Origin of the sequence: Ruminococcus turbiniformis, from assembly GCF_020687545.1 — a bacterium.
In the GTDB taxonomy this organism is placed as follows: Bacteria; Bacillota; Clostridia; order Lachnospirales; family Lachnospiraceae; genus Mediterraneibacter; species Mediterraneibacter turbiniformis.
Genome location: NZ_JAJEQX010000024.1, coordinates 22,502 through 47,293, shown reverse-complemented (window position 1 = coordinate 47,293; position 24,792 = coordinate 22,502). Strand labels below are relative to the sequence as shown.

Sequence of the window (24,792 nt, the reverse complement as noted above, 5' to 3'; positions counted from 1 at the left end):
TTACTTCCCTTCTTTTTCCACACCCATTGTAACAGCTTCCCCGTTAATCTTCCACTCTTTCACGTATCCGGCGGGTTCTGCCTTTACAACTTCATCTGCAAGCACTTCTCCGGCAATCTGAGCGCCAAATCTCTCAAAGACCGCCTCCGCTTTTCCGCTTCCGGTATAGGTAACTCTGATGCGGTCCATAACCTCAAAGTCCGCCTCTTTTCTCATCGTCTGTACTTTACTGATAATCTCGCGTACAAATCCCTCATCCAGAAGCTCCGGCGTAAGGTTCGTATCGAGAACAACTGTGATACCGCCGTCATTCTCCGATACATATCCTTCGATCTGGGCAGTCTCGATCAGCAGATCCTCGCGGAAAAGTGTGATCTCCTGGCCGTTTACGTCAAGCCTGAGAGCTCCTGTCTCATTGACTTCGTCCATAGCCGAATTTCCGTCCACGCTGTCAAGAGCCGCCTTAATCCCACCTAACATTTTACCATATTTCGGGCCGACTGTCTTTAACTGCGGTTTAAAAGTATATGAAGTAAAGTCTCTTACATCATCCGTAAACTTAACATTTTTCACGTTCAGCTCATCGGCGACAATCTCCTGATAAAACTCGGGAAGTTCAAATCCCGCTTTCACAAACATCTGTCCGATCGGCTGGCGGTTCTTGATATTGGACGCGTTTCTGCACGCACGTCCCATAACGACAAGCTTGAGCACGCTGTCCATGTTTTTCTCAAGCTCCGCGTCAATCTGCTCCCCGTTCACTTCCGGGAACATGCACAGATGGATACTCTCCGGCGCTTCCCTGTCAATGCTGCGCACAAGATTCTGGTAAATCTCCTCTGCCATAAACGGAATCATCGGAGCGGCAGCTTTAGACACAGTCACAAGCGCCGTATACAGTGTCATGTATGCATTGATCTTGTCCTGCTCCATGCCTTTCGCCCAGAAACGTTCACGGCTTCTTCTCACGTACCAGTTGCTCATATCGTCAACAAACTCCTGGAGTGCGCGCGCAGCCTCCGGAATACGGTAGTTCGCCAGATTATCATCCACCGTTTTTACCATCGTGTTCATCTTGGATAAGAGCCATTTATCCATTACAGTGAGCTTGTCATACTCCAGTGTATATTTTGTCGCGTCAAAGTCATCGATATTCGCATAAAGCACAAAGAACGCATAGGTATTCCACAGTGTTCCCATGAACTTTCTCTGTCCTTCTGTCACTGCCTTGCCGTGGAAACGGTTCGGAAGCCACGGAGCGCTGTTGATGTAGAAGTACCAGCGGATCGCGTCTGCGCCGTATTTCTCAAGCGCCTCAAACGGGTCAACCGCGTTGCCCTTTGACTTGCTCATCTTCTGGCCGTTCTCATCCTGCACATGCCCCAGAACGATAACGTTCTTATACGGAGCCTTGTTAAAGAGAAGTGTGGAGATCGCCAGCAGGGAGTAGAACCATCCTCTTGTCTGGTCTACCGCCTCGGAGATAAAGTCTGCCGGAAACTGCTTCTCAAAGAGGTCCTGATTCTCAAACGGATAATGATGCTGTGCAAACGGCATGGAACCGCTGTCAAACCAGCAGTCGATCACTTCCGGCACACGGTGCATCTCTCTGCCGCACTTCGGGCATTTGATCGTCACCGCGTCGATGTACGGACGGTGAAGCTCGATATCATCCGGACAGTTTTCCGACATTTCCTTAAGCTCTGCAATGCTTCCGATGGAATGCATATGTCCGCACTCGCACTCCCAGATGTTGAGCGGTGTTCCCCAGTAGCGGTTACGGCTGATACCCCAGTCCTGAACATTCTCAATCCAGTCTCCGAAACGGCCTTTTCCGATGCTCTCGGGAATCCAGTTGATTGTATTGTTGTTCGCGATCAGGTCATCTCTGACTGCTGTCATCTTGATAAACCAGGACTCGCGCGCATAGTAGATCAGCGGCGTGTCACATCTCCAGCAGTGAGGATAGCTGTGCTCGAATTTCGGCGCGTCGAAAAGCAGTCCTCTCGCGTCCAGATCTTTTAACACTTCCGGGTCAGCCTTCTTCACAAACAGTCCCGCAAACGGCGTGGACTCCGCCATATTTCCTTTTTCATCCACAAGCTGTACGAACGGAAGCTCATACTTTCTTCCCACGTTGGCGTCGTCCTCACCGAACGCCGGAGCGATGTGTACGACTCCGGTACCGTCTGTCAGCGTGACATAGGTATCGCATGTCACATAGAACGCCTTCTTGTTCTGCTTTGCCGCAGCGTCCGCCGCGCACTGATAAAGCGGCTCGTACTCTTTTCCTTCCAGGTCGGTTCCCTTGTACGTTTCAAGCACTTCGTAAGCCGGTTTTCCGTCCTCCGCAAGTTTTCCGAGCACGGTGTCGAGCAGCGCGCATGCCATGTAGTAGGTGAAGCCGTCTGCTGCTTTTACCTTTGCGTAATCCTCATTGGGGTTCACACAGAGCGCCAGGTTGGACGGCAGCGTCCAGGGCGTCGTTGTCCATGCGAGAATATATGCGTCCTCGTCCTTTACTTTAAAACGCACTACCGCGGAGCGCTCTTTGACGTCTTTGTATCCCTGCGCCACTTCCTGAGCTGAAAGCGGCGTACCGCAGCGCGGGCAGTAGGGAACAATCTTGAACCCTTTATAGAGCAGTCCCTTGTCCCAGATCTGCTTTAACGCCCACCACTCAGACTCGATAAATGTATTGTGATAAGTAACATAGGGGTGCTCCATATCCGCCCAGAAACCGACTGTGGATGAGAAATCCTCCCACATGCCCTTATATTTCCAGACGCTTTCCTTACATTTGTCAATGAACGGCTCCAGTCCGTACTCCTCGATCTGGTCTTTTCCGTCAAGTCCTAACGACTTTTCTACTTCCAGTTCGACCGGAAGGCCGTGGGTATCCCATCCCGCTTTTCTCGGCACCATATAGCCTTTCATTGTGCGGTATCTCGGGATCATGTCCTTGATAACACGGGTCAGCACATGGCCGATGTGGGGCTTTCCGTTTGCAGTCGGAGGCCCGTCATAAAAAATGTAGTCCGGGCATCCCTCACGCTCTTCGATACTCTTCTCAAAGATGTGGTTCTCTTCCCAGAACTTTTCAACTTCTTTTTCTCTGCCGACAAAATTCATGTCGGTGGGGACTTTCTTGTACATTTCTTTCTTCCTTTCTCGAATGCCCGGCGCAGCCATATATCGATTGCGGGCACGCTCTCGCTCGGGACGGAACGCAGCGGTCACATAAGGCCGCAAAATACGCGGCCCAAGTGCCGGCGTTCCTTTACGGCCCTTAATCGACACATGGCTGCGTCGGGCCTGTCCGGAACGGAACTCAAATTCAAAACGGTAGGAGCAGGGGTGGGGTGCCGGCGGAAAAGAGGTTTTCTTTTCTGTCATCAGCTTTAAGGCAGCCTTTTTATCTTCCGAAGGGGAAACGCAGCGGGTTTGTCGGGTTCGGAGACCGGCATGTCCATTAAGGACCGTAAAACAGCGCCGGCACTTGGGCTGCGTATTTTGCAGCCTTACGTGTCCGCTGCGCTGTGTCCCGAGCGAAAGCGTGTCCGCAAGGGATATGACGGCCTCCGAACCTGGCAAGACTCTCCAGTTTTCATTTCTTCAAAGATAAAAAGGCTTCCGTCCTGCAATAGGACGAAAGCCTGCTCTCCCGTTTTAACCACCTGTTACAACATACTTGAACTTCTCTTCCCGTATATACGCTGTATTATCCTGCCACAGAGTCAATCAGTTCGCATATGGTATCCTTTAACGCGGGATCCGCGTCAGCCCTTACTGTGTAGACATAAATAACTTAAGAAGATCACTCTTATGTTGGGGGCTGAGGCTCTGGAGTGATATTCGATGACCTGCTACTTGTACCGGGCTTACACCCTCCCCGGCTCGCTGTGACGTTTGAAAGTCTCTACTGTCTCCGTCATGGCCTTTGCTTTTGAAATTCATACAATGGTAATTATAATAGAGAATACCGGGATTCGTCAAGATTTTATTTCCGCGACGCCAGCCCTTCTGCGATCCTGCGTACCGTGGCCTCATCCGTCTCCAGCGCCTCCGCAATCTCCTCAATCGTTCTGCCTTTGTTCAGCTTCTTTTCTATCTGCTCTTTCAGAAGCTGTTCCCGGCCTATAGCTCTTCCATTCTTGTCCGCCTCTTTAAGCTCTTCCGCAAATAATTCATTTAATGCATCACACATTTTCTTTTCCACCTCCATCTGTTCCCAGTTCGCCCTCGCAATCAGATTCATCACCGCTGCGTGGTCTTTCGATTTTCTGTGTTTCTCGTAATTGGCCATCAGATTCCTTATTTCTCCCCCTGCTTTCAGGTCGGTTCTCAGATTCTGAAGCCAGTAGTTTTCTTTTTTCGACAGTTCCGGAGTAATCATCAGCTGCATGGGAATCGGATCTCCCTTCAGATAATATATTCCTTCCCCATGCCGTTCCACGTGGATCCCCCGGACTTTTTTCAGATGATCCAGCATCTGCCGCGGATAATGACTACAGACAAATGTAAGCGTTATCTGTTCCGGATCAATCTCTTTCACCCTGTCCGTATTCGACTGATAGATACAGGCATAGCCGTATACTTTGTAAAAATCATTGATACTTAAATAATCTTCCGGCGATTTATACTCGATAATATTGTGCTGCCGGAATATTTTCCCGACTGCCTTTTCTATTCTGATATCTGCCTTCTTCCTGACAATAAGGACATCGACCTGCAGAGGTTTTTTGTTCAGCAGATATTCCTCGTGCATTTCCAGATACGGCATTTCATCCTGAAGAGTAATCCGGAATGCAGCGCCAAAACCCGAATGCCACTGTAATTTGGTTTTCTCCATCTTATCTCCTTTAGTATAATACATTCTGTTTATCCGTCGCAACTTTAACGTCCGTGTACAAGGGGAAATTACGCTGTTTTCTGATCCGTATCAGCCCCCTTAACGCATTCCTGTCAATGGCATCACCTCCGGCTGTCTTTTTTGCATCCCTGTGAAATTCGCCCGGAAACCGGGCAAGAACAAAAATGAAATATCCCTCATATGGTCCGGCTGAAAACCATATTTCAAAAGAAATGTTCTCTTGATATGAGTTACTTTAGCATATCTGCCCCGAAAAATAAACTCTGTTTTTCTTTCGTAAAAAATCTCCCAACATGCCCCAGTGTCTGATCAAATGACACCGGCTGCACCCGGGAGATTTTTTATATTTATTCCTGTATTGATTTTCAGGTTTATATGCTTCTTACAGATTCTTCACAAACAGCGCCCGTATCGCGTTGAGCACCGCAATAATCATCACTCCCACATCCGCGAAGATGGCAAGCCACATATTTGCAATACCGACCGCGCCGAGCACAAGGCAGATGAGCTTGATACCGATCGCAAACCAGATGTTCTCATACACGATGCGGATGCATTTTTTTGAAATCCGGATCGCCTTGGCGATCTTCAGCGGGTCATCGTCCATGAGTACAATGTCCGCTGCCTCGATGGCGGCGTCCGATCCCATGGCTCCCATGGCGATGCCGATGTCCGCCCGGGAAAGCACCGGCGCGTCATTGATGCCGTCACCCACAAAGGCAAGCTTTGCTTTCTGAGGCTTCTTTGCGAGCAGCTTTTCCACCTCCTCCACCTTGTCAGCGGGGAGAAGTTCTGCATGAACCTCGTCGATTCCCAGGTCGGCTGCCACATGCTCTGCCACCTTCCGGGAGTCTCCTGTGAGCATGACAAGTTTCTCGATGCCTGCTGCCCGAAGCGCCTTCACCGCCTCCTTCGCGTGGGGCTTCTCGATATCAGAGATCACGATGTGTCCGGCGTACTCTCCGTCCACTGCCATATGGATGATTGTCCCCGCGTGGTGGCAGTCAATCCACGGAATCCCCAGTCTGTCCATCAGTTTGGAGTTTCCCGCTGCCACGGCAATTCCGTCCACAAGGGCAGTCACGCCGTTTCCGCTGATCTCCTGTATATCGCTCACCCGGCTTCTGTCGATTTCCTGTCCGTACGCCTTCTGAATACTTCTGCTGATCGGATGGGAGGACGCGCTCTCCGCCAGAGCCGCATACTCGAGAAGCTTTTTCTGATCCATTTTATTGTGATGGACCGCGTTCACCTCAAAGACACCCTGCGTCAGCGTTCCGGTCTTGTCAAATACGACACATTTCGTCTGTGACAGTGTTTCCATATAGTTGGAGCCTTTCACAAGCACGCCCGCATTGCTTGCCCCGCCGAGACCTGCAAAGAAGCTCAGCGGAATGCTGATGACAAGGGCGCACGGACAGCTGATGACAAGGAAGGTAAGCGCACGGTAAATCCATGTTCCCCACTCCGCAGCCGCGCCCATTCCTATCATGCGCACAAGCGGCGGCAGAACCGCCAGTGCAATGGCGCTGTATACAACCGCGGGAGTATAAATCCTTGCGAACTTTGTGATAAACTCTTCTGATTTTGATTTTCTGGAGCTTGCGTTTTCCACCAGATCCAGTATTTTTGAAACGGTCGATTCGCCGAACTCTTTCGTTGTACGGATTTTCAGCACTCCGGTCATATTGATGCATCCGCTTATAATCTCGTCGCCTTCCGCCGCGTCTCTCGGAAGACTCTCGCCGGTCAGGGCACTTGTATTCAGTGTGGAGCTTCCCTCCGTGATAATGCCGTCGATCGGCACCTTCTCTCCCGGCTGTACAACGATCTCTGTTCCGATCTCCACCTCATCCGGATCAACCTGCTCCAGTTTTCCGTCAATTTCCACATTGGCATAATCCGGGCGGATATCCATCAGGTCGCTGATATTTCTCCTGCTCTTTCCGACCGCATAACTCTGGAACCACTCGCCCACCTGATAAAAAAGCATTACTGCGATCGCCTCTGTATAGTCTCCGTCCTCATATACGGCGATAGCCATTGCTCCGATCGTCGCGACCGCCATCAGAAGACATTCGTCAAACGGCTGCCGGTTTTTGATTCCCTTTGCGGCCTTGATCAGGATGTCATAGCCGATAACCAGATACGGAATCAGATAGAGCACAAATCTCACATATCCGGAAAAAGGCAGAAAATGAAACCCGATCATCAAAGCTGCCGCAATCAGAATCCTTGCCAGCATCTTTTTCTGTTTTTTTGTCATAAAAACCCCTTCCTCCAGTTCCTTTTTCTCAGTTGTTTTATAATTAAATATATGCTTAATTGTTTATATGAATGTCATTTTTTTCCCCGGCATCCGGATCGGAATACTTACCGGATGCCGGGAGACTGATTTCAGACACCGCTTCAACGGAATGCATCTCCTGACATATGCTGTTTTCCGTCGAAAACCGTCTTCTCAATCTGTCTCGTCCTACAGAAAGATCTCGCAGTCATCCTCCACCTTTTTACAGTTCTTTCTCACTTCCTGCATCACAGCTTTTGCGTCATGTCCTTCCTCAAACTCCACATTCATCTTAAGAGTCATGAAATTGACAACCGCATCTTTCACTCCTGCTGTCGCTTTCGCGGCCTGCTCCATCTTGTTCGCACAGTTTGCACAGTCAACATCGATCTTATAAGTCTTTTTCATCGCAATTGTCTCCTTTATTAAATCATTATAATTAAACAATTATTTAATCGTTGACTATAATGTACTTCCAATTGTATAATAAGTCAAGAGCCGGACGGAATGTATTCCCGTTTGGGCGAAAAATATTTCCGATTGGAGCAATTGACTATGAACGAGAATCATTTACCGCACGACCATGGTCACGACGAAGACAGAATCCGGGAGTATCTCCCCGGCGAGAGTGAGATTGCAGGGGTATCCGAAGCGATGAAGCAGCTCGGAGATCCAAGCCGCCTGCGCATTTTCTGGCTTCTCTGCCACTGCGAGGAGTGCGTGCTTAATATCGCCGCGATTGTAAACATGACAAGTCCCGCTGTCTCCCATCACCTCCGGCTTCTGAAGAGCAGCGGCCTGATTGTAAGCCGCCGGGAAGGAAAAGAGATGTATTACCGGACGGCGGACACCGAGCTTGCTCAGGTGCTTCACCATATGATAGAAAAACTGGGTAAAATCACATGTCCGCAGGAAGCGGAAAACGACCGCTGATTCCGGGACAGACTGGGAGAAAATCTATGGAAAAAGAATTCGACGCCGGACTTTTAGACCGGCTTAGCGACGTCCCTGCCGGCAAATATCTGACTATTTGCCGTCCTCTCGGATGTTCTGAGGAGCGCAGGGAATTTTCGGATCTTCATTATGACTGCAGCACAAAACTGAAAACAGTAACTTACGAGCTCTATCCCGGCATCTCACTTTCCTTCCACTGTTATATCGGTGACAGATTTCCGTGCCGCCACGCCCACGGCGCGTCGGTGCTCTCTGTGGACCACTGCCGCAGGGGACGGATCGGCTGGGAAATGAAAGGCGGGCTGAGCCTGTACTTCGGGAGCGGCGATCTGTCGTTTCACTATACGGACAAATGCTCCGAATCTGAGATTGCCCTGCCCCTCGGCTATTATGAGGGAAGCACCCTCTCCCTCAACACGGCGCTGTTATGCCGTTCTCTGCCCTCTCCCGCATGCGAAGCCGGAGTAAATATCCATACTCTCTGCGACAAATTCTGCAAAGAGAGAGAGTCTGTATCCATGCCCGCAGACAGATGGTCAGAGCAGATCTTTTCCGATATCTATGATCTGGCAGAAGAGGAAAATCAGGCGGCCGCAAATCTTCCTCTTCTGAAGCTGAAATGTCAGGAGCTTCTCCTCGCACTCGACCGGGCGGAACCGTCCTGCCTCCACAGTCCGGATCCCCACTACTCCCGCCAGACAGAGATTATCCGGAACGTGCACGACACGCTGACCGCTCACCCGGAACAGCGGATCACCATCGAGGAGCTCTCCCGGCAGTATCTGATCAACACTGCCGCGCTCAAACGGGTCTTCAAGGATGTGTACGGAATGCCCGTGGCCGCTTATATGAAACAGTTCCGCATCAAAAAAGCCGCCCAGATGCTCCGGACAGGCGACGCGAGCATTGCGGATGTGGCACGCTCGGTCGGCTATGAAAGCCAGAGCAAATTTACGGCGGCTTTTAAAGATGTCATGAAAATACTGCCGACGGATTACCGACGGCAGTATTAAGGCTTAGCGGTACCTTCCGTCCCGGTCTCTGTGTTCTGACCTGTACTGACGCGGCCTTGTCCTCTCCGGCGACGGCCTCCTTCCCTCCTGCATATACGGTCTGGACGGATGGACGTTCGCGCGGGAGGCGGCGGCTCTTCTCCTTGCAGCCTGTCTGCGTCTTCTTCTGCGTTTGACCGCCTGATAGCGGATCAGTATCAGCGCTGCCGCAAAGAGGACTGCGATCACCGCTGCTGTTCCGAGAAGCAGTCCGACCGGGAAGGAAGCGACACTGGCCTCAGCTTCCCCGCTGCCTCCTTCACCTGAGATCTTCGGGTCCGCGCTGTATCCGGTCATCTCCTCCACATACCCGGCTGTGAGCGTCACATCCGCACTTCCCACATTCTGTCCCTCATAGTAATACGTGACTGTGCCTGCTGCGCTCTTCTCATTACTGATCGTAATCTCCTGATCCAGAGAGGAAAATTCCACTCCGGAAGGAAGGAGAACGTAAGCATCTTCCGACGCGTAGGATTTCACTCCCTCCGGTTTTTCCTGGTCACTTAAAAGTGTCTTTGAAAAGTTACCGAATGCGTAGTCAAACATGGATCTCGTGTCCACGTAAACATCCCCGTCATCCTGAAGGATCACCGCGACGAGCCGGAGCCCATTGTTTTCTGCGGTCGTGACAAGGGTTGTCCTGGACTGGTCTGTATATCCGGTTTTTCCTCCGGTGCAATATTCGTAGTAATAATAGTTGTCCGGCCAGAGCATCTTGTGATTCTGCTGAAATGTTCTGGATTCATTTACAAGATTTGTCGGCCCGATTGTATAGTTTAATGTCTGGGTGACTGTTTTATATTCTTCATACTCGTAAAGCGCCGATGTGATCAGCGCCATGTCCCGCGCCGTCGTATAATGCTGTTCATCATGAAGCCCGTTCGGGTTCACCCAGTGGGATCCCGTGCATCCGAGTTCTGCCGAGCGGTCGTTCATCTCCTGGATAAACGTATCATATCCGCCTCCCATAAGCGTTCCGACACTCTCTGCAATAGCGTAGGATACTTCGTTTGCGGAGGCAAGCAGCATCCCGTACATGGCGTCATTCAGACTCAGGATCTCCCCCGGCGTCATTCCTATGCTGGCGTCCCCGTATTCCAGAAAGTCCACACTGGCCTGTGAAAAGTTTATTTCCGCATCCAGTTCTGCATTTTCCAGAGCCACAAGGGCTGTCATAATCTTTGTGATGCTTGCGGGATAATGCTGGTCATCCGCCGCCTTTTCATACAGCACGGCTCCGCTGTCCATGTCCATGACAATTCCCGAGTGACCATATATCTGCGGTCCCTGCGGCCAGCCTTCTATCTCATTTGTATCCGGAATCACGTCGTAGGACGCCTGACGCTGTTCCTCGAACGTGAGCTCTTCTGTATCTGCCTGTGCCTCCCCGGCATTTTCACCTTCCGCATGCGCGCTGCATACAGGCACAAAAGCAAGTACGGCCGCTGCCACAGCCGCAGTCACACGCGATCCAAACTTATTCATCTCAATCCTCCACCTGATAAAGACTGCTCTAAACTTACTTTATTATAGTAGATCAGTGCATCGGATGCAAGAAAAAAGCGCCGGTTCCCCATTCCAGAGTCCCCGGCGCACAGCCGTGCCGTCCATTGCATTTGCCGTGATGTCTATTTTATATTCTCTGTTATCTCATAAATCACTGCGTCAGCGCCATCTGCCTCGATCCGGATTCCGGCGCGCTTCGGATAATATCTCGTGCTGAACACATACTGCCCGCCGTTTACGAAGACTTCAACCGACGATACATCTGCCAGGATTCTTACGGAATCAACCTTCTCCACTTCCGCATACCGGATACCGCGCCCTGCCGACGCAGATGCTCTGTCCCGGTCAGAGAACTTCATCACAAATCTGCCATCCCTGTATTCAAGAACCAGCTCATCTCCAAGCACTGCCCTGAACCGGCTGTCCCTGATTCCGGTGATCTCCGCATCATATACGGAAACCTCTTTTGCCGCGAGAGTCCCCTTTCCTCTGACTGCCGCGCCTCTGTACTCATTCAGCTCTCTTATAGGCCACTGTTTTACGACTCCGTCCGCGGCATACACCTCTCTCGGAAATGTAAAACAGTGCTGCCAGCCGTCCTCGATCGTCAGATTTGTATACTCCTCACAGTCCGGCATTCCCATCCAGGCAATCTGGATCCTTCTGCCTTCCTCCGTCTCAAAGCTCTGAGGCGCATAATAGTCAAATCCGTAATCCCACAGATGATAGTCTGACAGGCTGTATTCGCCGGTGATATCTCCTTCCAAAGTAAAATATCCGGACTGATAGACATTTCTGTCCTTCCACGCTTCCCCCGTAAGCCCCTGAACGGATGCTGAGAGGATCTTCACGCCGTCCGTCTCATAGTAATCCGGGCACTCCCACATATACCCGAACGGTTCTTCTGTACGGACTGTACTGTGATAGTTCCATGAGACAAGATCATCTGACCTGAAGAGAATCGCTTCCCCTACATCGTCTTTTCTTCTGGCGCCCTGAATCATATACCAGACTCCGCCCTGTTTCCACACTTTCGGATCTCTCACATGAAGCGTCAGATCCGCGGGATAATCCGTATTTTTCATGAGGAGCCGCTTGTTTCCAAAGTGCTCCCCGTCGCGGCTTGAGACGAGCACTGTGTTCGCCTCCCTGCCGCTGTTCACATAGTCATAGTCGTCTCTGTCTTCCAGCTTCACATTTCCGGTATAAAACAAATGCATCTCCCCGTCTTCGATCAGTGCGCATCCCGAGTACACACCGCTGCAGTCGAACGGTTGATCCGGATAGAGCGTAACTCCTCTGTACTCCCAGCGGATCATATCAGAACTCGTGCAGTGCCCCCACATCTTCACACCGCCCTCGGGATTAAAAGGCGAGTACTGAAAGAACGAGTGGAAGACTCCCTGAAACTGGCAGAGTCCGTTCGGATCATTGAGCCAGCCCACAGGCGGCATGAGATGGATTTTCTGCCGGTAGCGGTCATTTCCGCCGGCACATCTCTCCTTCTCCTCCGTCAGTTTCTTCAGATCTCGTGTCAGAGCATTCATAATCCGTCCCCCTGTTTTCTAAATGGTTTTCACAATAAACTTTTTCAGCATACCTGTCTCTGTTATATCTGTCACTATTTTTCCAGTTTCATAATCTCAGTATCCGCATCTGCTGTTCCGGGTTCCGCCTTCTCGACGCGCGCATAATCATCCGCATTTGTCAGAATGATCATCGTCGTAGCCGGGCAGCCCTCCCCGCGGATCACGTCCAGATCCGCCTCAATAAGCACGTCTCCCGCATGGATTTTATCCCCGTCGGCAACTCTCTTTGTAAATCCCTTGCCGTCAAGTTTCACTGTATCGATTCCGATATGGATCAGGATCTCTCCGCCGGTCTCTGTCGCAAGGCATACGGCGTGTCCTGTGTCAAACACATTGATGACTTCGCCGCCGCACGGCGCCTTGATCACACCTTCTGAAGGTTCTACCGCGACGGTTGTTCCAAGCATCTCGGAGGCAAACGTCTCATCTTTTACTTCTGAAAGCGGAAGAATCCTGCCTTTTACCGGACTTACGAGAATTTCCCCGGTTTTTCCACTGCCGTCTGCCGCATTCTGCGCCGCCCCGTTTCCGGACTGGTCCGCGAGCGCCGCGCTGCCTGCTGCCGCAGCCTCCGGCTTCGCATCTTTATAGAGTACAAATGATACTGCGAACGCAACGCCGACCGCGATCACCATCTCGATCAGGTACTGTACCGGCTGTTCCAGACACAGAAGGATGCCGAAGATTCCTGTCACGCCGGTTCCCTTTGCGCCGAGGTGGACGATGGAAGCGTACAGAGCTCCGCATCCGCCGCCGATACACCCTGCGATAAACGGTTTGAAGAATCTTAAGTTCACACCGAAAATCGCCGGTTCTGTAATTCCCATGAATGCACTCAGAGAGGACGGAAGCGCCAGCGATTTGATTTTTCTGTCCTTTGACTTCAGTGCCACTGCCAGAGCTGCCGCTCCCTGCGCCACGTTAGCCGCGCTCGCCAGAGGCAGCCAGTATGTGACGCCGTACTGAGCGATCTGCCCGATATCGATCGCCGTATACATCTGATGAATACCGGTCACAACCGTCGGCGCGTACAGCGCACCCATGACAAGGCTTCCAAGTCCCAGCGGAAGTGTGAGAAGCCACTGGATCGCACCCAGAACCGCGTTCTCCGCCCAGACGAAGACAGGCCCTATAACAGCAAGGGTAAGATACCCTGTCACAAATACGCTGACCAGAGGAGTTACAAAGAGATCAAGCACCTCCGGCACGATTTTGTGAAGCCGTTTCTCAATCACCGAGAGCAGCCATACAGCGATGACAACAGGAATTACATGCCCCTGATAGCCGACCATATCGATCTCATAGAGTCCGAAGAACACAGGCTGCGTCTGAAGCACACCGTTTGTAGCCACGTCATACGCATTCTGCAGAGACGGGTTAATCATAATCATGCCGATAACCGCCCCCAGATACGGATTGGCGCCAAACGCCTTTGCCGCGGAAAACGCGATCAGAATCTGCAGAAACGTGTACGCCGTGTTGCTGAACAGGTTCGCAAATACATAGATGGAACTTCCTGTGTCCATGTTGATGAACCCGTTGCTGATCATAAAATCAAGCGAGTTCATAATTCCCATAAGGAAACCACTCGCCACGATAGCGGGAATAATCGGAACGAAGATATCTCCAAGAAGCTTGATCGCCCTCATAAACACATTCTGCTTCTGCGCCGCAGCCTCTTTCGCCTCAGCCTTTGAGCTCGCGGTAATCCCCGCGATGGAGATAAACTCATCGAACACTTTGTTCACTGTTCCTGTTCCGAGAATAATCTGAAGCTGTCCCGAAGCCTCAAACACTCCCTTTACCCCATCCACATTTTCGATGGCTGTCTTGTCTGCCCTGCTGTTGTCCGCAATGACAAGACGAAGCCTCGTAGCACAGTGTGCCGCGGAGACGATATTCTTGCTGCCGCCGACATGATCAAGAATTTCCTGTGCGGTCTTTCTGTAATCCATAGTAACTCTCCTTCCTAAAACCTGTAATCGATTTCATATCTTTATATAAATAATATCGGTAAAACCGTCGTTTGTAAATATGGCAGTTTTACCGATATTTCAATTTCTTTTTTGTATATATTGCAAAATATATATGTAATCGATATCTTATTTTTCTTTCTTTTTGTTCTTCACATACTCGTCCATGGTTGTCTCGCCCTTTTCGTCAGTCTTCAGAAGCCCTCTCTCGTTCACTTTGAGCTCTTTATCCCGGTTTACAAGCCGGTCCTGAGGTCCCTGAGAGATTGATATGATAATGCTGTCCGCCGGAACAAGATGCGCCGTCTCCTCATGACGGATCAGTTTCCCGTCTTCCGTCCACTCCACATCGCAGATCACAGCTCCCTCGTCCGTAATCTCAATCGCCGTCTGAAGCACTTCAAACTGAACGCCGTCGATCTTCGCGTACTCCACCTCCTTCGGCGAAGCGGCGGGAACCTCCGTGATCGAATACACCGTCACATACCTGGAGCCTTTCCTCACCGCGGTTCTCGCCACATCCATCGCCGCATTGCCAGCGCCGATTACAATCACCCGGTCTCCAAGATCATACACATCCGGATTGTTCAGATAGTTGATGCCGTACTGAACATTGCCCAGAGTCTCTCCCGGAATATTCAGACGGTACGGTCTCCATGTTCCCGTCCCGATAAACACCGCGTCATAGCCGTCCTGCCGCATCCGCACCGTTTCGACATAAAAATCCGGAATTGTACCGAAACAAAAACAAACCCCGGCACCGTTTTGGCATAACACTGATTTTATTTTAACATACCATTCTGAAACCGAGCTTCATCTCAACGGGAATTTTTTCTCCCCGCTCAATCACATCCAGAAGGAGCTCTGCTCCCCGTATTCCGCTTGTCTTATAGCCGAAATGCACCGTGGGGATTCCTCCCGTCACTGCCTTTAAAAACTGGTTGTCTCCGAATCCGGTCACCCGTACCGCGGAGCTGTCCAGAATATACTGCATCCTTGTCCCCGAATCCTTCGCCGCCTGCGGCACCCTGTTTTTGCTGTACGCCAGAAGCGCCTCGATCGCCCCCGCCGCGATCGTATCCGTGGCACAGGAGATCACCGCAATGTCCTGCTTTTCCCCGAGCAGGTCCAGCGCGGCCTGATACCCGGATTCCATGGTAAATTCCGCCTGTCTTATGTATCCTTCCTCAAGTTCGGCTCCGCCGGACTTTAGTCCGGCGCGGAAGCCGTCCTCCCTGGATACACCGACCGCCTTATCTTCCTTTGTCACACCGATATAAGCGGCTTTCCCTGCTCTGTGCCCGGCCCTGTTTCCGCTCTCATCACTGCCGCCGCCCCGGGCCAGCTCAGCGGCCACATATTTTCCCATCGCCTTTCCTGCCCCGTAATCATCGTGATAGATGCAGTTCGCGTACTTTGTGTACTGCCCGACCACAACAACCGGGACTTTTGAATTTTTGAGAAATTTCCTGTGTTCGGCCGTAATAACCGTACCGATCAGCACGATTCCATCCACCGGGTAGTTTTCAAACAGCTTCAGATAAGTAATTTCCTTTTCCGGTTCATTGTCCGTACTGGCAAGAAGCATCTGATAGCCGCGTCTTGAAAGAACCTCTTCGATTCCCGCGGTTACGCGGCTGATGGATTCCGAGTTGATCTTCGGAACGACCACGCCCACAAGGCAGGCGCGTTTCGTCCGGAGCATCCTTGCCTGTGCGGAGGGCTGGTAACCGGTCTCTTCGATCACCTTCCTGATCTGCTCCTTTTTCTCATCGCTGATATAACCGCCGTTTAAATATCTTGATACGGCTGCGCTCGATACGCCTGCCAGCTGTGCAATTTCCTTGATTGTCATGTACGAATTTCCTCCTGAAGAAGCTGCCTGTTTTTCTGACCGCGCCGTTCATCCGCTGTCCGCCGCAGTACCGCGGTCATATCATATTACGCGTGTGGAATATCCGTGTATTCACTGATTTCCCTGCTTACTGTACAGAGATCATCTACCGAAAGATCGTGAAGATTCTTATGTCCTGTGATCCTCGCGAACATCTTCAGCTCCTGCAGAGAAACATTCAGATAGTTTGCCACTCTCGCGGCCGCGGCGTCGCCGTGAAGCCTCTGCCTTAAATCCTCATCCTGAGTGGCAATCCCCATAGGGCACATCCCTGTTCCGCATATTTTATACTGCTGGCAGGCCATGGCAATCAGAGCGCCCGATGCCACCGCAACCGCGTCTGCCCCCATCGCGATTGCCTTTGCAAAATCTGAAGAAACTCTCAGTCCTCCTGTAATAACAAGGCTGATGTCCGATCCCACACTGTCCAGATATTTTCTTGCCCGGTAAAGCGCGTAGATCGTCGGTACGCTGGCCGAATCTCTTAAAAGCTTCGGAGATGATCCGGTCGCCCCTCCCCTTCCGTCTATTGTGATAAAGTCCGGTTCGGCAAAAACACAGAAAGCCAGATCTCTTTCAATCCTTCCCGCTGCAATCTTCACTCCGATGGGGCGTCCCTCAGACGCATATCTGAGCTGGGTAATCAGATTTTTCAAGTCTTCTTTTGTCTCAATTCCCGGGAATCTGGACGGCGCGATCACATCTTTTCCCATTGGCTTATTTCTGATCTCACTGATTTTTTTCGTAACCTTCTCTCCCGGAAGATGTCCGCCCATGCCCGGTTTTGTTCCCTGGCCGATCTTAATCTCAATAGCATCTGCATTCCGCAGATTTTCAGGCGTAACACTGTACAGATTTCCCACATACTCAAATATGTATTTATCCGCGGCTTCCATCTCCTGGGGAAGAATCCCTCCCTCTCCGGAACACATGGCGCTGTGCGCCATCGCAGACCCCCGCGCAAGCGACACCTTAGCTTCCTCTGAAAGCGCTCCGAAAGACATGTGGGAAATATATACCGGATTATCCAGCACAAGCGGTTTTGCCGCGTGTTTCCCGATTACTGTTGTCGTATCAACATCTGCGTGTTCATCAAGCGGCATCGGATCAAGCTGGGCACCCAGAATCAAAATATCATCCCATGACGGCATCGGAAGCTCTGTCCCCATTGCCGCGGAGATACTTTTTCCGGACACAGCCATCTCGTGTATCTCTTTCATGTATCTGCAGGAATCATCACGACGCACAAATTCCTTCGGATAGTCCAGTTTAAGTTCCTTTTTTGCCGGCGTCTGTACGCTGTGTTCCTCTTCATATACTGTAAACCGGTCTGTCGGCTGATGGCATACCGGACATTCCTTCAGGCTGGAAAACGGAGCGCCTTCCTGCTCTTCATCATAAATATAACCGCATACACTGCATCTGTATTTTGCCATTGTTTCCTCCTTTTCGGCTCTGAGAGCCCCGGGCAGGTTAAAAGGTTTCTCTGCGGATCTGAAATCTCATTTCTTATTCTTCCGGTGCCGCCGGATATTCGAAACAAAGCAGACGGTACGGCTCCTCGTCTTCCTCGATCTCCGGGAAACGTCCCACATTCTCATAAAATCTGTTGTCCGTGTTGTCGTCGTTGCACATGGACACTTCTCCGATCAGCACGTCTCCTGTCCCTTCCAGCACGTCAAAATCATGGTACTGGTGCGGCCAGATCGTAATACTCTCCCCCGGTTCAAGACGCACGCCGGTTCCCGCCGGAACATAGTAGGACCGCCCGTCCGAATTGACAAGTACATCCGTATCATCCAGCTCTCCGTCCCGGTCATTGTACATATGAATAATCATTGTTCCGCCGCCCCGGTTAATAATATCCTCGGATTTCTTCCAGTGGAAATGCATGGGTGAATGCTGCCCTTCCTTGAGCATCAGGAGCTTCTCTGCGTAAACTTTCTTATATTTCGGATTGTTCTGGTTGCCGTTTCGGATCGTCACAAGCGCGAATCCTACTTTTTCCCAGTTTCCCTGACCGTAATCTGTGATATCCCATCCGAGCATATTGTCGCGTATCTCATCATATTCATGTCCTTTTGTTTTCCACTCTTCCGGAGTCCAGTTACAGAACGGCGGAAGATGAAAACCGTTCTCCTTTGCAAGCCTCTCCATGTAGCGGATAATCTCATTAATTTCTGATCGTTTCATAATTGTGTTTCTCCCTTCGTGAGCTCTTTCGGCGCATCGGAAATTACCGGCGCTATATCTGAATTATACTCCATGGCCGCGGCAAATAAAAGAGAGGAAATCTTTCTTTGACACAGAATTTCAGAGGGGACGTCACCGGACGTTCCGCCCTTACGCCATAATCGGTGCAAGTGCCTCTGCCAGTTTATCTTTCTCAGCCTGAGCTTCTGCCAGATCCTTTCCAAGCGTTGTGTAATAGATCTTGATCTTCGGCTCTGTTCCGGACGGACGCACGATCACAGTCGCGCCGTTATCCAGCCTGTAGATCAGTACATTTGCCGACGGAAGGCCTGTCTCCTCCGGTTTCGTGTAGTCTGTCACGCTCACAACTTTGTATCCGGCAACCTCTGTCAGCGGGTTCTCACGCAGGTTCTGCATGATTCCTGCCATCTTGTCCATTCCGCTGAGTCCCGGGAACTCGAAGCTGTCCACCTTGTTGAGGTAGCGTCCGTACTGCGCATAGATTTCTTCCATTCTCTGTTTTAAGGAGCTTCCGATGCTTCTGTAGTAGGCAGCCATCTCGCAGATCAGCATGGAGCCGATGACAGCGTCTTTGTCACGCACATACGGTCCTGCAAGGTATCCGTAGCTCTCCTCAAATCCGAAAATAAAACGGTCAACCTCGCCCGCCTCTTCAAGCTGAGCGATCTGATCTCCGATCCATTTGAATCCTGTAAGTACGCTTCTGAGTTCCACGCCATAGTGCTCTGCCACAGCGTCAGCCAACGGTGTGGAAACGATGGATTTCACTGCCACCGCTTTCTCCGGCATGGTTCCTTTCTCGATTCGACCTGCGCAGATGTAGTCAAGGAGAAGAACTCCCACTTCATTTCCGCTTACAAGTTCATAAGAACCGTCCGGGCACTTCATGGCAATGCCGACACGGTCCGCATCCGGATCTGTCGCAAGCATCAGGTCAGCGCCTGTCTCCTCCGCAAGTTTAAGCCCCTGCTCCAGAGCAGCGAAAATCTCCGGGTTCGGGTAGCTGCATGTTGTAAAATATCCGTTCGGATATTCCTGATCCGGAACGATTGTAATGTCTGTGATTCCGATATCTTTTAACACCTGTGTCACAGGGATCAGTCCTGAGCCGTTCAGCGGGCTGTACACCAGTTTCAGTCCTGCTGTCCTGCACAGACCCGGACGAACCTGCCTGGACTCGATCGCGTCATAGAGCGCTCTCTTGCAGTCGTCTCCCACGAAGCGGATCAGACCTTTCTCAACGCCCTCCGCAAAAGACATATATTTTGCTCCAGTAAGAACGTCCGTCTTCTGAATCTCATCATAAACGATTGCCGCGGCGTCATCTGTCATCTGGCATCCGTCCGGTCCATATGCCTTATATCCGTTATATTTTGCCGGATTGTGGGAAGCCGTCACCATGACTCCCGCGTTGCAGTTATAGTATCGTGTCGCAAAAGAAAGTGCCGGCACCGGCATCAGCGCGTCGTAAATGCGGACATTGATTCCGTTTGCCGCCAGTACGCCCGCCGCATTCTTCGCGAAGATATCACTCTTGATACGGCTGTCATAACTGATTGCAACTGTCTGAGTTCCGCCCTGCGTCTTAACCCAGTTTGCAAGTCCCTGCGTCGCCTGACGTACCACATAGATATTCATGCGGTTGGTTCCCGCGCCGAGCACGCCTCTGAGCCCTGCTGTACCGAATTTGAGCGCAACTGCAAAACGCTCTTTGATTTCATCGTCATTTCCCTCGATCTTTGCCAGTTCAGGGTTCAGATCCGGGTCTTCCAGATCAGCTTCCATCCAACGCTTGTAATCTTCCTGATACATTTTTCTCTCTCCTACTACATTTTTATTAATTTTTTTGTGTAAATGTTACAACACTTATTAATAATATACCATGTTTGAGAGCGGACGGCAATCACTAAAACAGCATCACAGCTCCTTATATACGGCCCGTCCTCCTTTTAAATCCGACTTCATAAGCGCTGCTTTTTTCACTGTCATATCTGCTTTCGGCAAACGAATCTGGTACGGCTTCTTTGCCGACATTTTCCGGATCAGAGTAATGTGTGGGACAAACTTCCCGTGATCGAAGGGAATCCCGTTTTCATCGAGAGCAGCTCTTAAGTCCTTCACATACGTCTTAAGTTTCTGGTTTCCTTTCACTCCCACCCAGAAAATGTTTCCGAAATTCCCCGTCTCAGACAGGCTCAGGCGAAATTCCGGGAACGGCACTTTTCCGATTATTTCCCTTACCCTGGTGGGATCATCGTATTCCCCGATAAACGCAAGTGTCATATGAAGATTCTGCGCTGGTACAAAACTTCCTTCCACACCCTGTTTTTTCAGATCATGCATAAAACCGATAAGGCTTTTCTTCATTTCTTCTGAGAGATTTACCGCTATAAATAATCTCATGCCGGACCTCCTTTTCATTTTTTATTCATGCTTTCACATCTGTTTTAAATTCTGCTCATCCTGACCGCACATTCAAATGCCAGCGCCATATATTTCTCCGCGCCCATGGCTATCACTTCTTCGAGTCCCGACACACAGGCCGGGGCGCCGACTCTGGACATATACAATGCGATTGGAGCCCTATTTCCTCCGCCTGTTTCATAGAAGCAAATTTATTTATAATGTTTTCCGAAAATGTCGATACACACACTTTCGGAAAATCCGGTCTTCTCTCTGTCGTATCGGCGGGATTTATAAACGCTCTTTGTTCTTTTGGAAATTTACGGAATACTGTATTCATAATCCACCTCCCTAAACAAACAACATGACTTTTTTATAAAAGCCGGTGAATCTGCAGACTTACACGCTCACAGATTCATCGGCTTTGGATTTGCACTTCCCTTTTATTTCTCTGCTTCATCTACCGCGTTCATTGCGCGTTCTCTTAAAGACTTTCCGGTAACCGGCGGTGAAAACACACACAGAACACGGAGAACCTCATCTCCTGTGTTAATAATCTTATGTGTGATTCCCGGCGGGGCAACGATCATTGTGTCAGGTCTGAACTCATGCTCCTCACCGTTTACAATCGCAATCCCCTTTCCCGACATAAGATACATTGCTTCCATTCCATCCGGGTGGGAATGCTCGTCGATCGTACATCCCGGCGCCCATTCCGTTAAATGGATCGAGAAGTTCGTCTCCGCAATCTTGTCATCATCCCCCATAAAAACCGGCGTGATGTCTCTCTTGTAGGGAGCCGGGATATGGATGGAATTTTCTTTCTTATACTCGTAGTACATTTCTGTCTCCTTTCCCATGTACATCGTCCGGCAGATTCTTCTGCCCCTGCTGCACTTCGATGTACTTGACTGAATTTTCCTCTTCCCCTATTATCATTTCAAAAATCAGATTTGTCAATTCCCGGCCGTTCATACTGTCCGGCTATCTTTCTGATCTCCTCCCTCATCTGCTCTGTCACCTCATCCGGTGAGAGAATCTTCACCCCTCCCCCAAGAGAGAACACCCATCCGAAAAACTGGCTGCTGACGCGCACATCCACATTGACCGTAAAGTGGTCCTCATCTGATGGAATAAACATCACGTCTTTTCCGAACCGGTCAATAATCACTCCCGCAAACCTGTCTTCCACAAGCAGCTTCACCTTCTGCTCTTTTCCGCCGAACATACCGAAACTCTTCCTCGTATAGTCCGCCATATCCAGCTTTTTAAAATACTCCCGCCCCTCCCGGCTGTCATCTGACATCTGAATGTGGAGCATCTTATCGACGCGGTAATGCCTGACCTGTCCCGCATCTGAATCATACCCGATCAGATAATAATTTTCCGCATCCCAGGAAAGCCCCCACGGGCTGATATGATAATAAGCCCCGCCGCGGCGAAGCTCCATCTCCTTTTTTACATTCCACTGGAAATACTGGAATCGGATCTTTCTGTTCTCCGAGATCGCATTGTGAATCGCATCCACAGTATAGTAGATACTCTCGTTCATCGTCTTGATTCTGCCCGACACATAGACCTGGCGCTGCAGCTTCATCGCGTCGTACCTGCTCACCAGTTTTTCAAGCTTTTTAATCAGTGCGTTTGATTTTCTCTCGGTGATGAACTTTGACGACTGTATCGCATCCACGAGAAGTTTCAGCTCGGGCAGCTCAAAAGGACGGTTCACCACATGATAGTGATACCGGTTTCCCACAGGCTCGCCCTCCACCTCGATCCCAAGCACCTCCAGATCGTGCAGATCATTGTAAATGCTCTTGCGCTCCGCCGTAATCTCATACTCTCCGAGAGCAGACATAATCTCCGGCATTGTAATATAGTGGTCGTCATCCGTTCGCTCAAGCATGATCTGCGCGAGACGGTACAGTTTGAATTTCTGATTCGTTCCCTTTGGCATATTATCTCCTTCTGCCCCTTCTCCTCTTTCTTTGGAAAAAGTTTCTCTTCTCCGCCTGTTCCATCATCAGCTCCGCCTGCCTCGCCGGATCGGATTCCAGATCCAGTTTCTTCTGAATCTCCCCCTTCCGGTACTCGGCAAGTATCCGGGGAGCTTCATTGTAATCTCTCTCGAACAGAAGCCCGCTTATCTGTCTTCTCAGAACGTCTTCCGGTATCTTTTCCGGTATTCTCTCCGCAATCTTCCCACTCACAAAATGTTTGCTTTTGTCCTTGTATTTCGGCATGCCGTTCCATTCCTGAATCTGAGCAAGTTCCGGACGCCAGAGGATCTCCAGCTTCTTCTCCCAGCTCATCTTCGGATTGTACCGGGGCTTCCGCAGAAAATAAAAATCCACTTCACCCTCCACAAGCTCTGCCGTGATGACTCCCCAGTAATCCGGAACATGTTCACATATATGCATTCCGTGAGTCGCGCCGGCCACCGCGATATTAAAATCATAATACCGGTCGTAATCCCTGACCTGTCCCGCCAGTCTCGCATACGTGTCCGCGTCGCTTTTGATCTCGATTCCGCAGAGTGCGTCCGGCAGCACCATGACAAGATCCGCGCGGGATTTTCCCATATTTTTTTCTTCCAGAATTCTTATCTTCCCGTATGTTTCCTCAAGAAAATCAAACAGCGGTTCACGGATATCCTTATCCCGCAGTACCATATCCTCACCTCATGTCTCCGGTTAAGCGGACAAAAGTCCGTACAGCCAGTATATCACAGATGAGATTCTTATCGTACATCTTTTTCTTAATCTTCCAGCCACTCCATATAATCGGCCTCGCTTGCGAAGAGTCTGTACTCGCCGTCAACATATCCCATATAACCGTTCTCCGTATTGTATCCTTTCACAGCTCATCTCTCCTCTGCATTTCATTTGATATACAGAGAATAGACTTTAAGCTGTCCTATATAAATACCACCTGTAACGAAAAAGCAGCGAAAGCATCGGAGGAACCAATGCATTCGCTGCTTTTTTTGATCTCTCAGACCGAAGTTAAATATTCATCGCCGTCTCAGCTCCCAGAATGCCACCGCTGAGGCGGCAGCCACATTCAGAGAATCAACACCGTGAGACATGGGAATCTTGATCGTATAGTCAGCCATATGTATCGTTTTGTCCGAGAGGCCGTCTCCTTCCGTCCCGAGAATCACAGCCAGCTTCTCTTCTTCCCTGAGCCTTCGGTCGTCAATATCCACCGACTCATCGTGAAGGGCCATTGCCGCCGTGCGGTATCCAAGAGACTTCAGATATTCCATCCCCTTTTCCGGCCACACTCCCGCTTCCTCCTCCGCAAGGAACGTCCACGGTATCTGAAATACAGTACCCATACTGACCCGGATCGCCCTCCGGTACAGCGGATTGCTGCAGCCCGGGGTGAAAAGAACCGCATCCATGTTCAGAGCCGCCGCAGAGCGGATGATCGCCCCAACATTTGTCGGATTCATCACATTCTCCAGAACAGCAATGCGGCGGGCTCCTCTGCACAGCCCGCTCACTTTCGGAAGTCTTTTCCGGCGCATGACGCAGAGCAGACCTCTTGTCAGCTTATATCCGGTAAGCTGCGTCAGCACATCAAACGGTGCGGTATAGACAGGGATATCCGGATATCTCCTTATAATCTCCTCCGCTTCTCTCTCTGCGCATCTGTCCTCAGCGAGCACTGAGACCGGCTCGTATCCCGCATCCAGCGCCCGCAGAATCACTTTCGGGCTCTCCGCGATAAAAAGACCATCTTCCGGTCTGTCTTTGTTCAGAAGCTGTGCCTCTGTCAGTCTGGCATAGATATCCAGCTCTTTCGCGTCAAAGTCTCTGATTTCAATTATATTTCCCATTCCCGATTCTTTCCTCACCGCTTCTGAATTATTTTCCTCATTATATCATATTGAAATCTATTCAGTCCTCCAGAATTATCTTTCTGCTGATAAAGTTATACACGGAAGTTTGACAGTTGAATAATTAAAAAAATACTTGCAGGCCGCATAAAACCTGCTTTTTTTGTGTCAATTTTTTAGTTTTTATATATGTTATTTTATGT

The 24,792-nt window shown here is 50.4% G+C and carries 19 protein-coding genes; 2 read left to right on the top strand and 17 right to left on the bottom strand.

From position 1 onward, the window contains the following. The 4 genes from ileS to LKD70_RS12815 form a co-directional block, all read right to left on the bottom strand. A complete protein-coding gene (gene ileS / locus LKD70_RS12830; RefSeq protein WP_227708362.1) occupies positions 1 to 3,156 on the bottom strand; it encodes an isoleucine--tRNA ligase in 3,156 nt (1,051 codons plus the stop codon). 844 nt (positions 3,157 to 4,000) lie between these two features. Next, entirely contained in the window at positions 4,001 to 4,852 is an 852-nt protein-coding gene (locus tag LKD70_RS12825; protein WP_227708361.1) for a 3-isopropylmalate dehydrogenase, read from the bottom strand. A 403-nt stretch (positions 4,853 to 5,255) separates the two neighbouring features. After that, complete coding sequence (locus LKD70_RS12820) at positions 5,256 to 7,139, bottom strand: heavy metal translocating P-type ATPase (protein WP_227708360.1); 1,884 nt, start codon at positions 7,137 to 7,139, stop codon at positions 5,256 to 5,258. Positions 7,140 to 7,349: 210 nt separating this feature from the next. After that, positions 7,350 to 7,568, bottom strand: coding sequence for a cation transporter (locus LKD70_RS12815; RefSeq protein WP_227708359.1), 219 nt, complete (start codon positions 7,566 to 7,568; stop codon positions 7,350 to 7,352). A gap of 147 nt (positions 7,569 to 7,715) precedes the next feature. Between LKD70_RS12815 and LKD70_RS12810 the strand changes: the two genes are divergently transcribed. Continuing rightward, positions 7,716 to 8,093, top strand: coding sequence for an ArsR/SmtB family transcription factor (locus LKD70_RS12810; RefSeq protein WP_227708358.1), 378 nt, complete (start codon positions 7,716 to 7,718; stop codon positions 8,091 to 8,093). 26 nt (positions 8,094 to 8,119) lie between these two features. Further along, positions 8,120 to 9,127 (top strand): helix-turn-helix domain-containing protein, encoded by a 1,008-nt coding sequence (locus LKD70_RS12805; RefSeq protein ID WP_227708357.1) that lies wholly within the window; start codon positions 8,120 to 8,122, stop codon positions 9,125 to 9,127. A gap of 3 nt (positions 9,128 to 9,130) precedes the next feature. Here LKD70_RS12805 and LKD70_RS12800 read toward each other — a convergent pair whose 3' ends face one another. The 13 genes from LKD70_RS12800 to LKD70_RS12740 form a co-directional block, all read right to left on the bottom strand. Then, the gene (locus LKD70_RS12800; RefSeq protein ID WP_227708356.1) at positions 9,131 to 10,651 is read right to left on the bottom strand and encodes a D-alanyl-D-alanine carboxypeptidase family protein; all 1,521 of its coding nucleotides are present in this window, start codon (positions 10,649 to 10,651) and stop codon (positions 9,131 to 9,133) included. Between the two features lie 143 nt (positions 10,652 to 10,794). Beyond that, positions 10,795 to 12,219, bottom strand: a complete 1,425-nt coding sequence (locus LKD70_RS12795) for a glycoside hydrolase family 32 protein (RefSeq protein WP_227708355.1) — start codon at positions 12,217 to 12,219, stop codon at positions 10,795 to 10,797. 74 nt (positions 12,220 to 12,293) lie between these two features. Further along, positions 12,294 to 14,216 (bottom strand): PTS beta-glucoside transporter subunit IIBCA, encoded by a 1,923-nt coding sequence (locus LKD70_RS12790; protein WP_227708354.1) that lies wholly within the window; start codon positions 14,214 to 14,216, stop codon positions 12,294 to 12,296. A 147-nt stretch (positions 14,217 to 14,363) separates the two neighbouring features. Further along, complete coding sequence (locus LKD70_RS12785; RefSeq protein ID WP_227708386.1) at positions 14,364 to 14,936, bottom strand: FAD-dependent oxidoreductase; 573 nt, start codon at positions 14,934 to 14,936, stop codon at positions 14,364 to 14,366. Positions 14,937 to 15,021: 85 nt separating this feature from the next. Further along, a complete protein-coding gene (locus tag LKD70_RS12780) occupies positions 15,022 to 16,089 on the bottom strand; it encodes a LacI family DNA-binding transcriptional regulator (RefSeq protein WP_227708353.1) in 1,068 nt (355 codons plus the stop codon). Positions 16,090 to 16,175: 86 nt separating this feature from the next. Beyond that, complete coding sequence (locus LKD70_RS12775; protein WP_227708352.1) at positions 16,176 to 17,564, bottom strand: glutamate synthase-related protein; 1,389 nt, start codon at positions 17,562 to 17,564, stop codon at positions 16,176 to 16,178. A 73-nt stretch (positions 17,565 to 17,637) separates the two neighbouring features. Next, the gene (locus tag LKD70_RS12770) at positions 17,638 to 18,321 is read right to left on the bottom strand and encodes a D-lyxose/D-mannose family sugar isomerase (protein ID WP_227708351.1); all 684 of its coding nucleotides are present in this window, start codon (positions 18,319 to 18,321) and stop codon (positions 17,638 to 17,640) included. A gap of 150 nt (positions 18,322 to 18,471) precedes the next feature. Beyond that, on the bottom strand, positions 18,472 to 20,154 hold the full coding sequence (locus LKD70_RS12765) for a phospho-sugar mutase (RefSeq protein WP_227708350.1): 1,683 nt from the start codon (positions 20,152 to 20,154) through the stop codon (positions 18,472 to 18,474). Between the two features lie 105 nt (positions 20,155 to 20,259). Then, a complete protein-coding gene (gene thpR / locus LKD70_RS12760) occupies positions 20,260 to 20,745 on the bottom strand; it encodes an RNA 2',3'-cyclic phosphodiesterase (RefSeq protein ID WP_227708349.1) in 486 nt (161 codons plus the stop codon). Positions 20,746 to 21,188: 443 nt separating this feature from the next. Then, positions 21,189 to 21,605 carry a cupin domain-containing protein gene (locus LKD70_RS12755; RefSeq protein ID WP_227708348.1) on the bottom strand — a complete coding sequence of 139 codons (417 nt, stop codon included), beginning with the start codon at positions 21,603 to 21,605 and terminating at the stop codon, positions 21,189 to 21,191. Positions 21,606 to 21,685: 80 nt separating this feature from the next. Further along, complete coding sequence (locus tag LKD70_RS12750; RefSeq protein WP_227708347.1) at positions 21,686 to 22,702, bottom strand: helix-turn-helix transcriptional regulator; 1,017 nt, start codon at positions 22,700 to 22,702, stop codon at positions 21,686 to 21,688. 1 nt (position 22,703) lies between these two features. Beyond that, positions 22,704 to 23,417 carry a sce7726 family protein gene (locus tag LKD70_RS12745; RefSeq protein ID WP_227708346.1) on the bottom strand — a complete coding sequence of 238 codons (714 nt, stop codon included), beginning with the start codon at positions 23,415 to 23,417 and terminating at the stop codon, positions 22,704 to 22,706. 341 nt (positions 23,418 to 23,758) lie between these two features. Beyond that, a complete protein-coding gene (locus tag LKD70_RS12740) occupies positions 23,759 to 24,589 on the bottom strand; it encodes a TrmH family RNA methyltransferase (protein WP_227708345.1) in 831 nt (276 codons plus the stop codon). Between the last annotated feature and the right edge of the window lie 203 nt (positions 24,590 to 24,792).

What these genes read in the sequence shown, in the direction of transcription:
- ileS (WP_227708362.1), bottom strand. Translation starts at nt 3,156, where the DNA reads ATGTACAAGAAAGTCCCCACCGACATGAATTTTGTCGGCAGAGAAAAA.
- LKD70_RS12825 (WP_227708361.1), bottom strand. Translation starts at nt 4,852, where the DNA reads ATGGAGAAAACCAAATTACAGTGGCATTCGGGTTTTGGCGCTGCATTC.
- LKD70_RS12820 (WP_227708360.1), bottom strand. Translation starts at nt 7,139, where the DNA reads ATGACAAAAAAACAGAAAAAGATGCTGGCAAGGATTCTGATTGCGGCA.
- LKD70_RS12815 (WP_227708359.1), bottom strand. Translation starts at nt 7,568, where the DNA reads ATGAAAAAGACTTATAAGATCGATGTTGACTGTGCAAACTGTGCGAAC.
- LKD70_RS12810 (WP_227708358.1), top strand. Translation starts at nt 7,716, where the DNA reads ATGAACGAGAATCATTTACCGCACGACCATGGTCACGACGAAGACAGA.
- LKD70_RS12805 (WP_227708357.1), top strand. Translation starts at nt 8,120, where the DNA reads ATGGAAAAAGAATTCGACGCCGGACTTTTAGACCGGCTTAGCGACGTC.
- LKD70_RS12800 (WP_227708356.1), bottom strand. Translation starts at nt 10,651, where the DNA reads ATGAATAAGTTTGGATCGCGTGTGACTGCGGCTGTGGCAGCGGCCGTA.
- LKD70_RS12795 (WP_227708355.1), bottom strand. Translation starts at nt 12,219, where the DNA reads ATGAATGCTCTGACACGAGATCTGAAGAAACTGACGGAGGAGAAGGAG.
- LKD70_RS12790 (WP_227708354.1), bottom strand. Translation starts at nt 14,216, where the DNA reads ATGGATTACAGAAAGACCGCACAGGAAATTCTTGATCATGTCGGCGGC.
- LKD70_RS12785 (WP_227708386.1), bottom strand. Translation starts at nt 14,936, where the DNA reads ATGCGGCAGGACGGCTATGACGCGGTGTTTATCGGGACGGGAACATGG.
- LKD70_RS12780 (WP_227708353.1), bottom strand. Translation starts at nt 16,089, where the DNA reads ATGACAATCAAGGAAATTGCACAGCTGGCAGGCGTATCGAGCGCAGCC.
- LKD70_RS12775 (WP_227708352.1), bottom strand. Translation starts at nt 17,564, where the DNA reads ATGGCAAAATACAGATGCAGTGTATGCGGTTATATTTATGATGAAGAG.
- LKD70_RS12770 (WP_227708351.1), bottom strand. Translation starts at nt 18,321, where the DNA reads ATGAAACGATCAGAAATTAATGAGATTATCCGCTACATGGAGAGGCTT.
- LKD70_RS12765 (WP_227708350.1), bottom strand. Translation starts at nt 20,154, where the DNA reads ATGTATCAGGAAGATTACAAGCGTTGGATGGAAGCTGATCTGGAAGAC.
- thpR (WP_227708349.1), bottom strand. Translation starts at nt 20,745, where the DNA reads ATGAGATTATTTATAGCGGTAAATCTCTCAGAAGAAATGAAGAAAAGC.
- LKD70_RS12755 (WP_227708348.1), bottom strand. Translation starts at nt 21,605, where the DNA reads ATGGGAAAGGAGACAGAAATGTACTACGAGTATAAGAAAGAAAATTCC.
- LKD70_RS12750 (WP_227708347.1), bottom strand. Translation starts at nt 22,702, where the DNA reads ATGCCAAAGGGAACGAATCAGAAATTCAAACTGTACCGTCTCGCGCAG.
- LKD70_RS12745 (WP_227708346.1), bottom strand. Translation starts at nt 23,417, where the DNA reads ATGGTACTGCGGGATAAGGATATCCGTGAACCGCTGTTTGATTTTCTT.
- LKD70_RS12740 (WP_227708345.1), bottom strand. Translation starts at nt 24,589, where the DNA reads ATGGGAAATATAATTGAAATCAGAGACTTTGACGCGAAAGAGCTGGAT.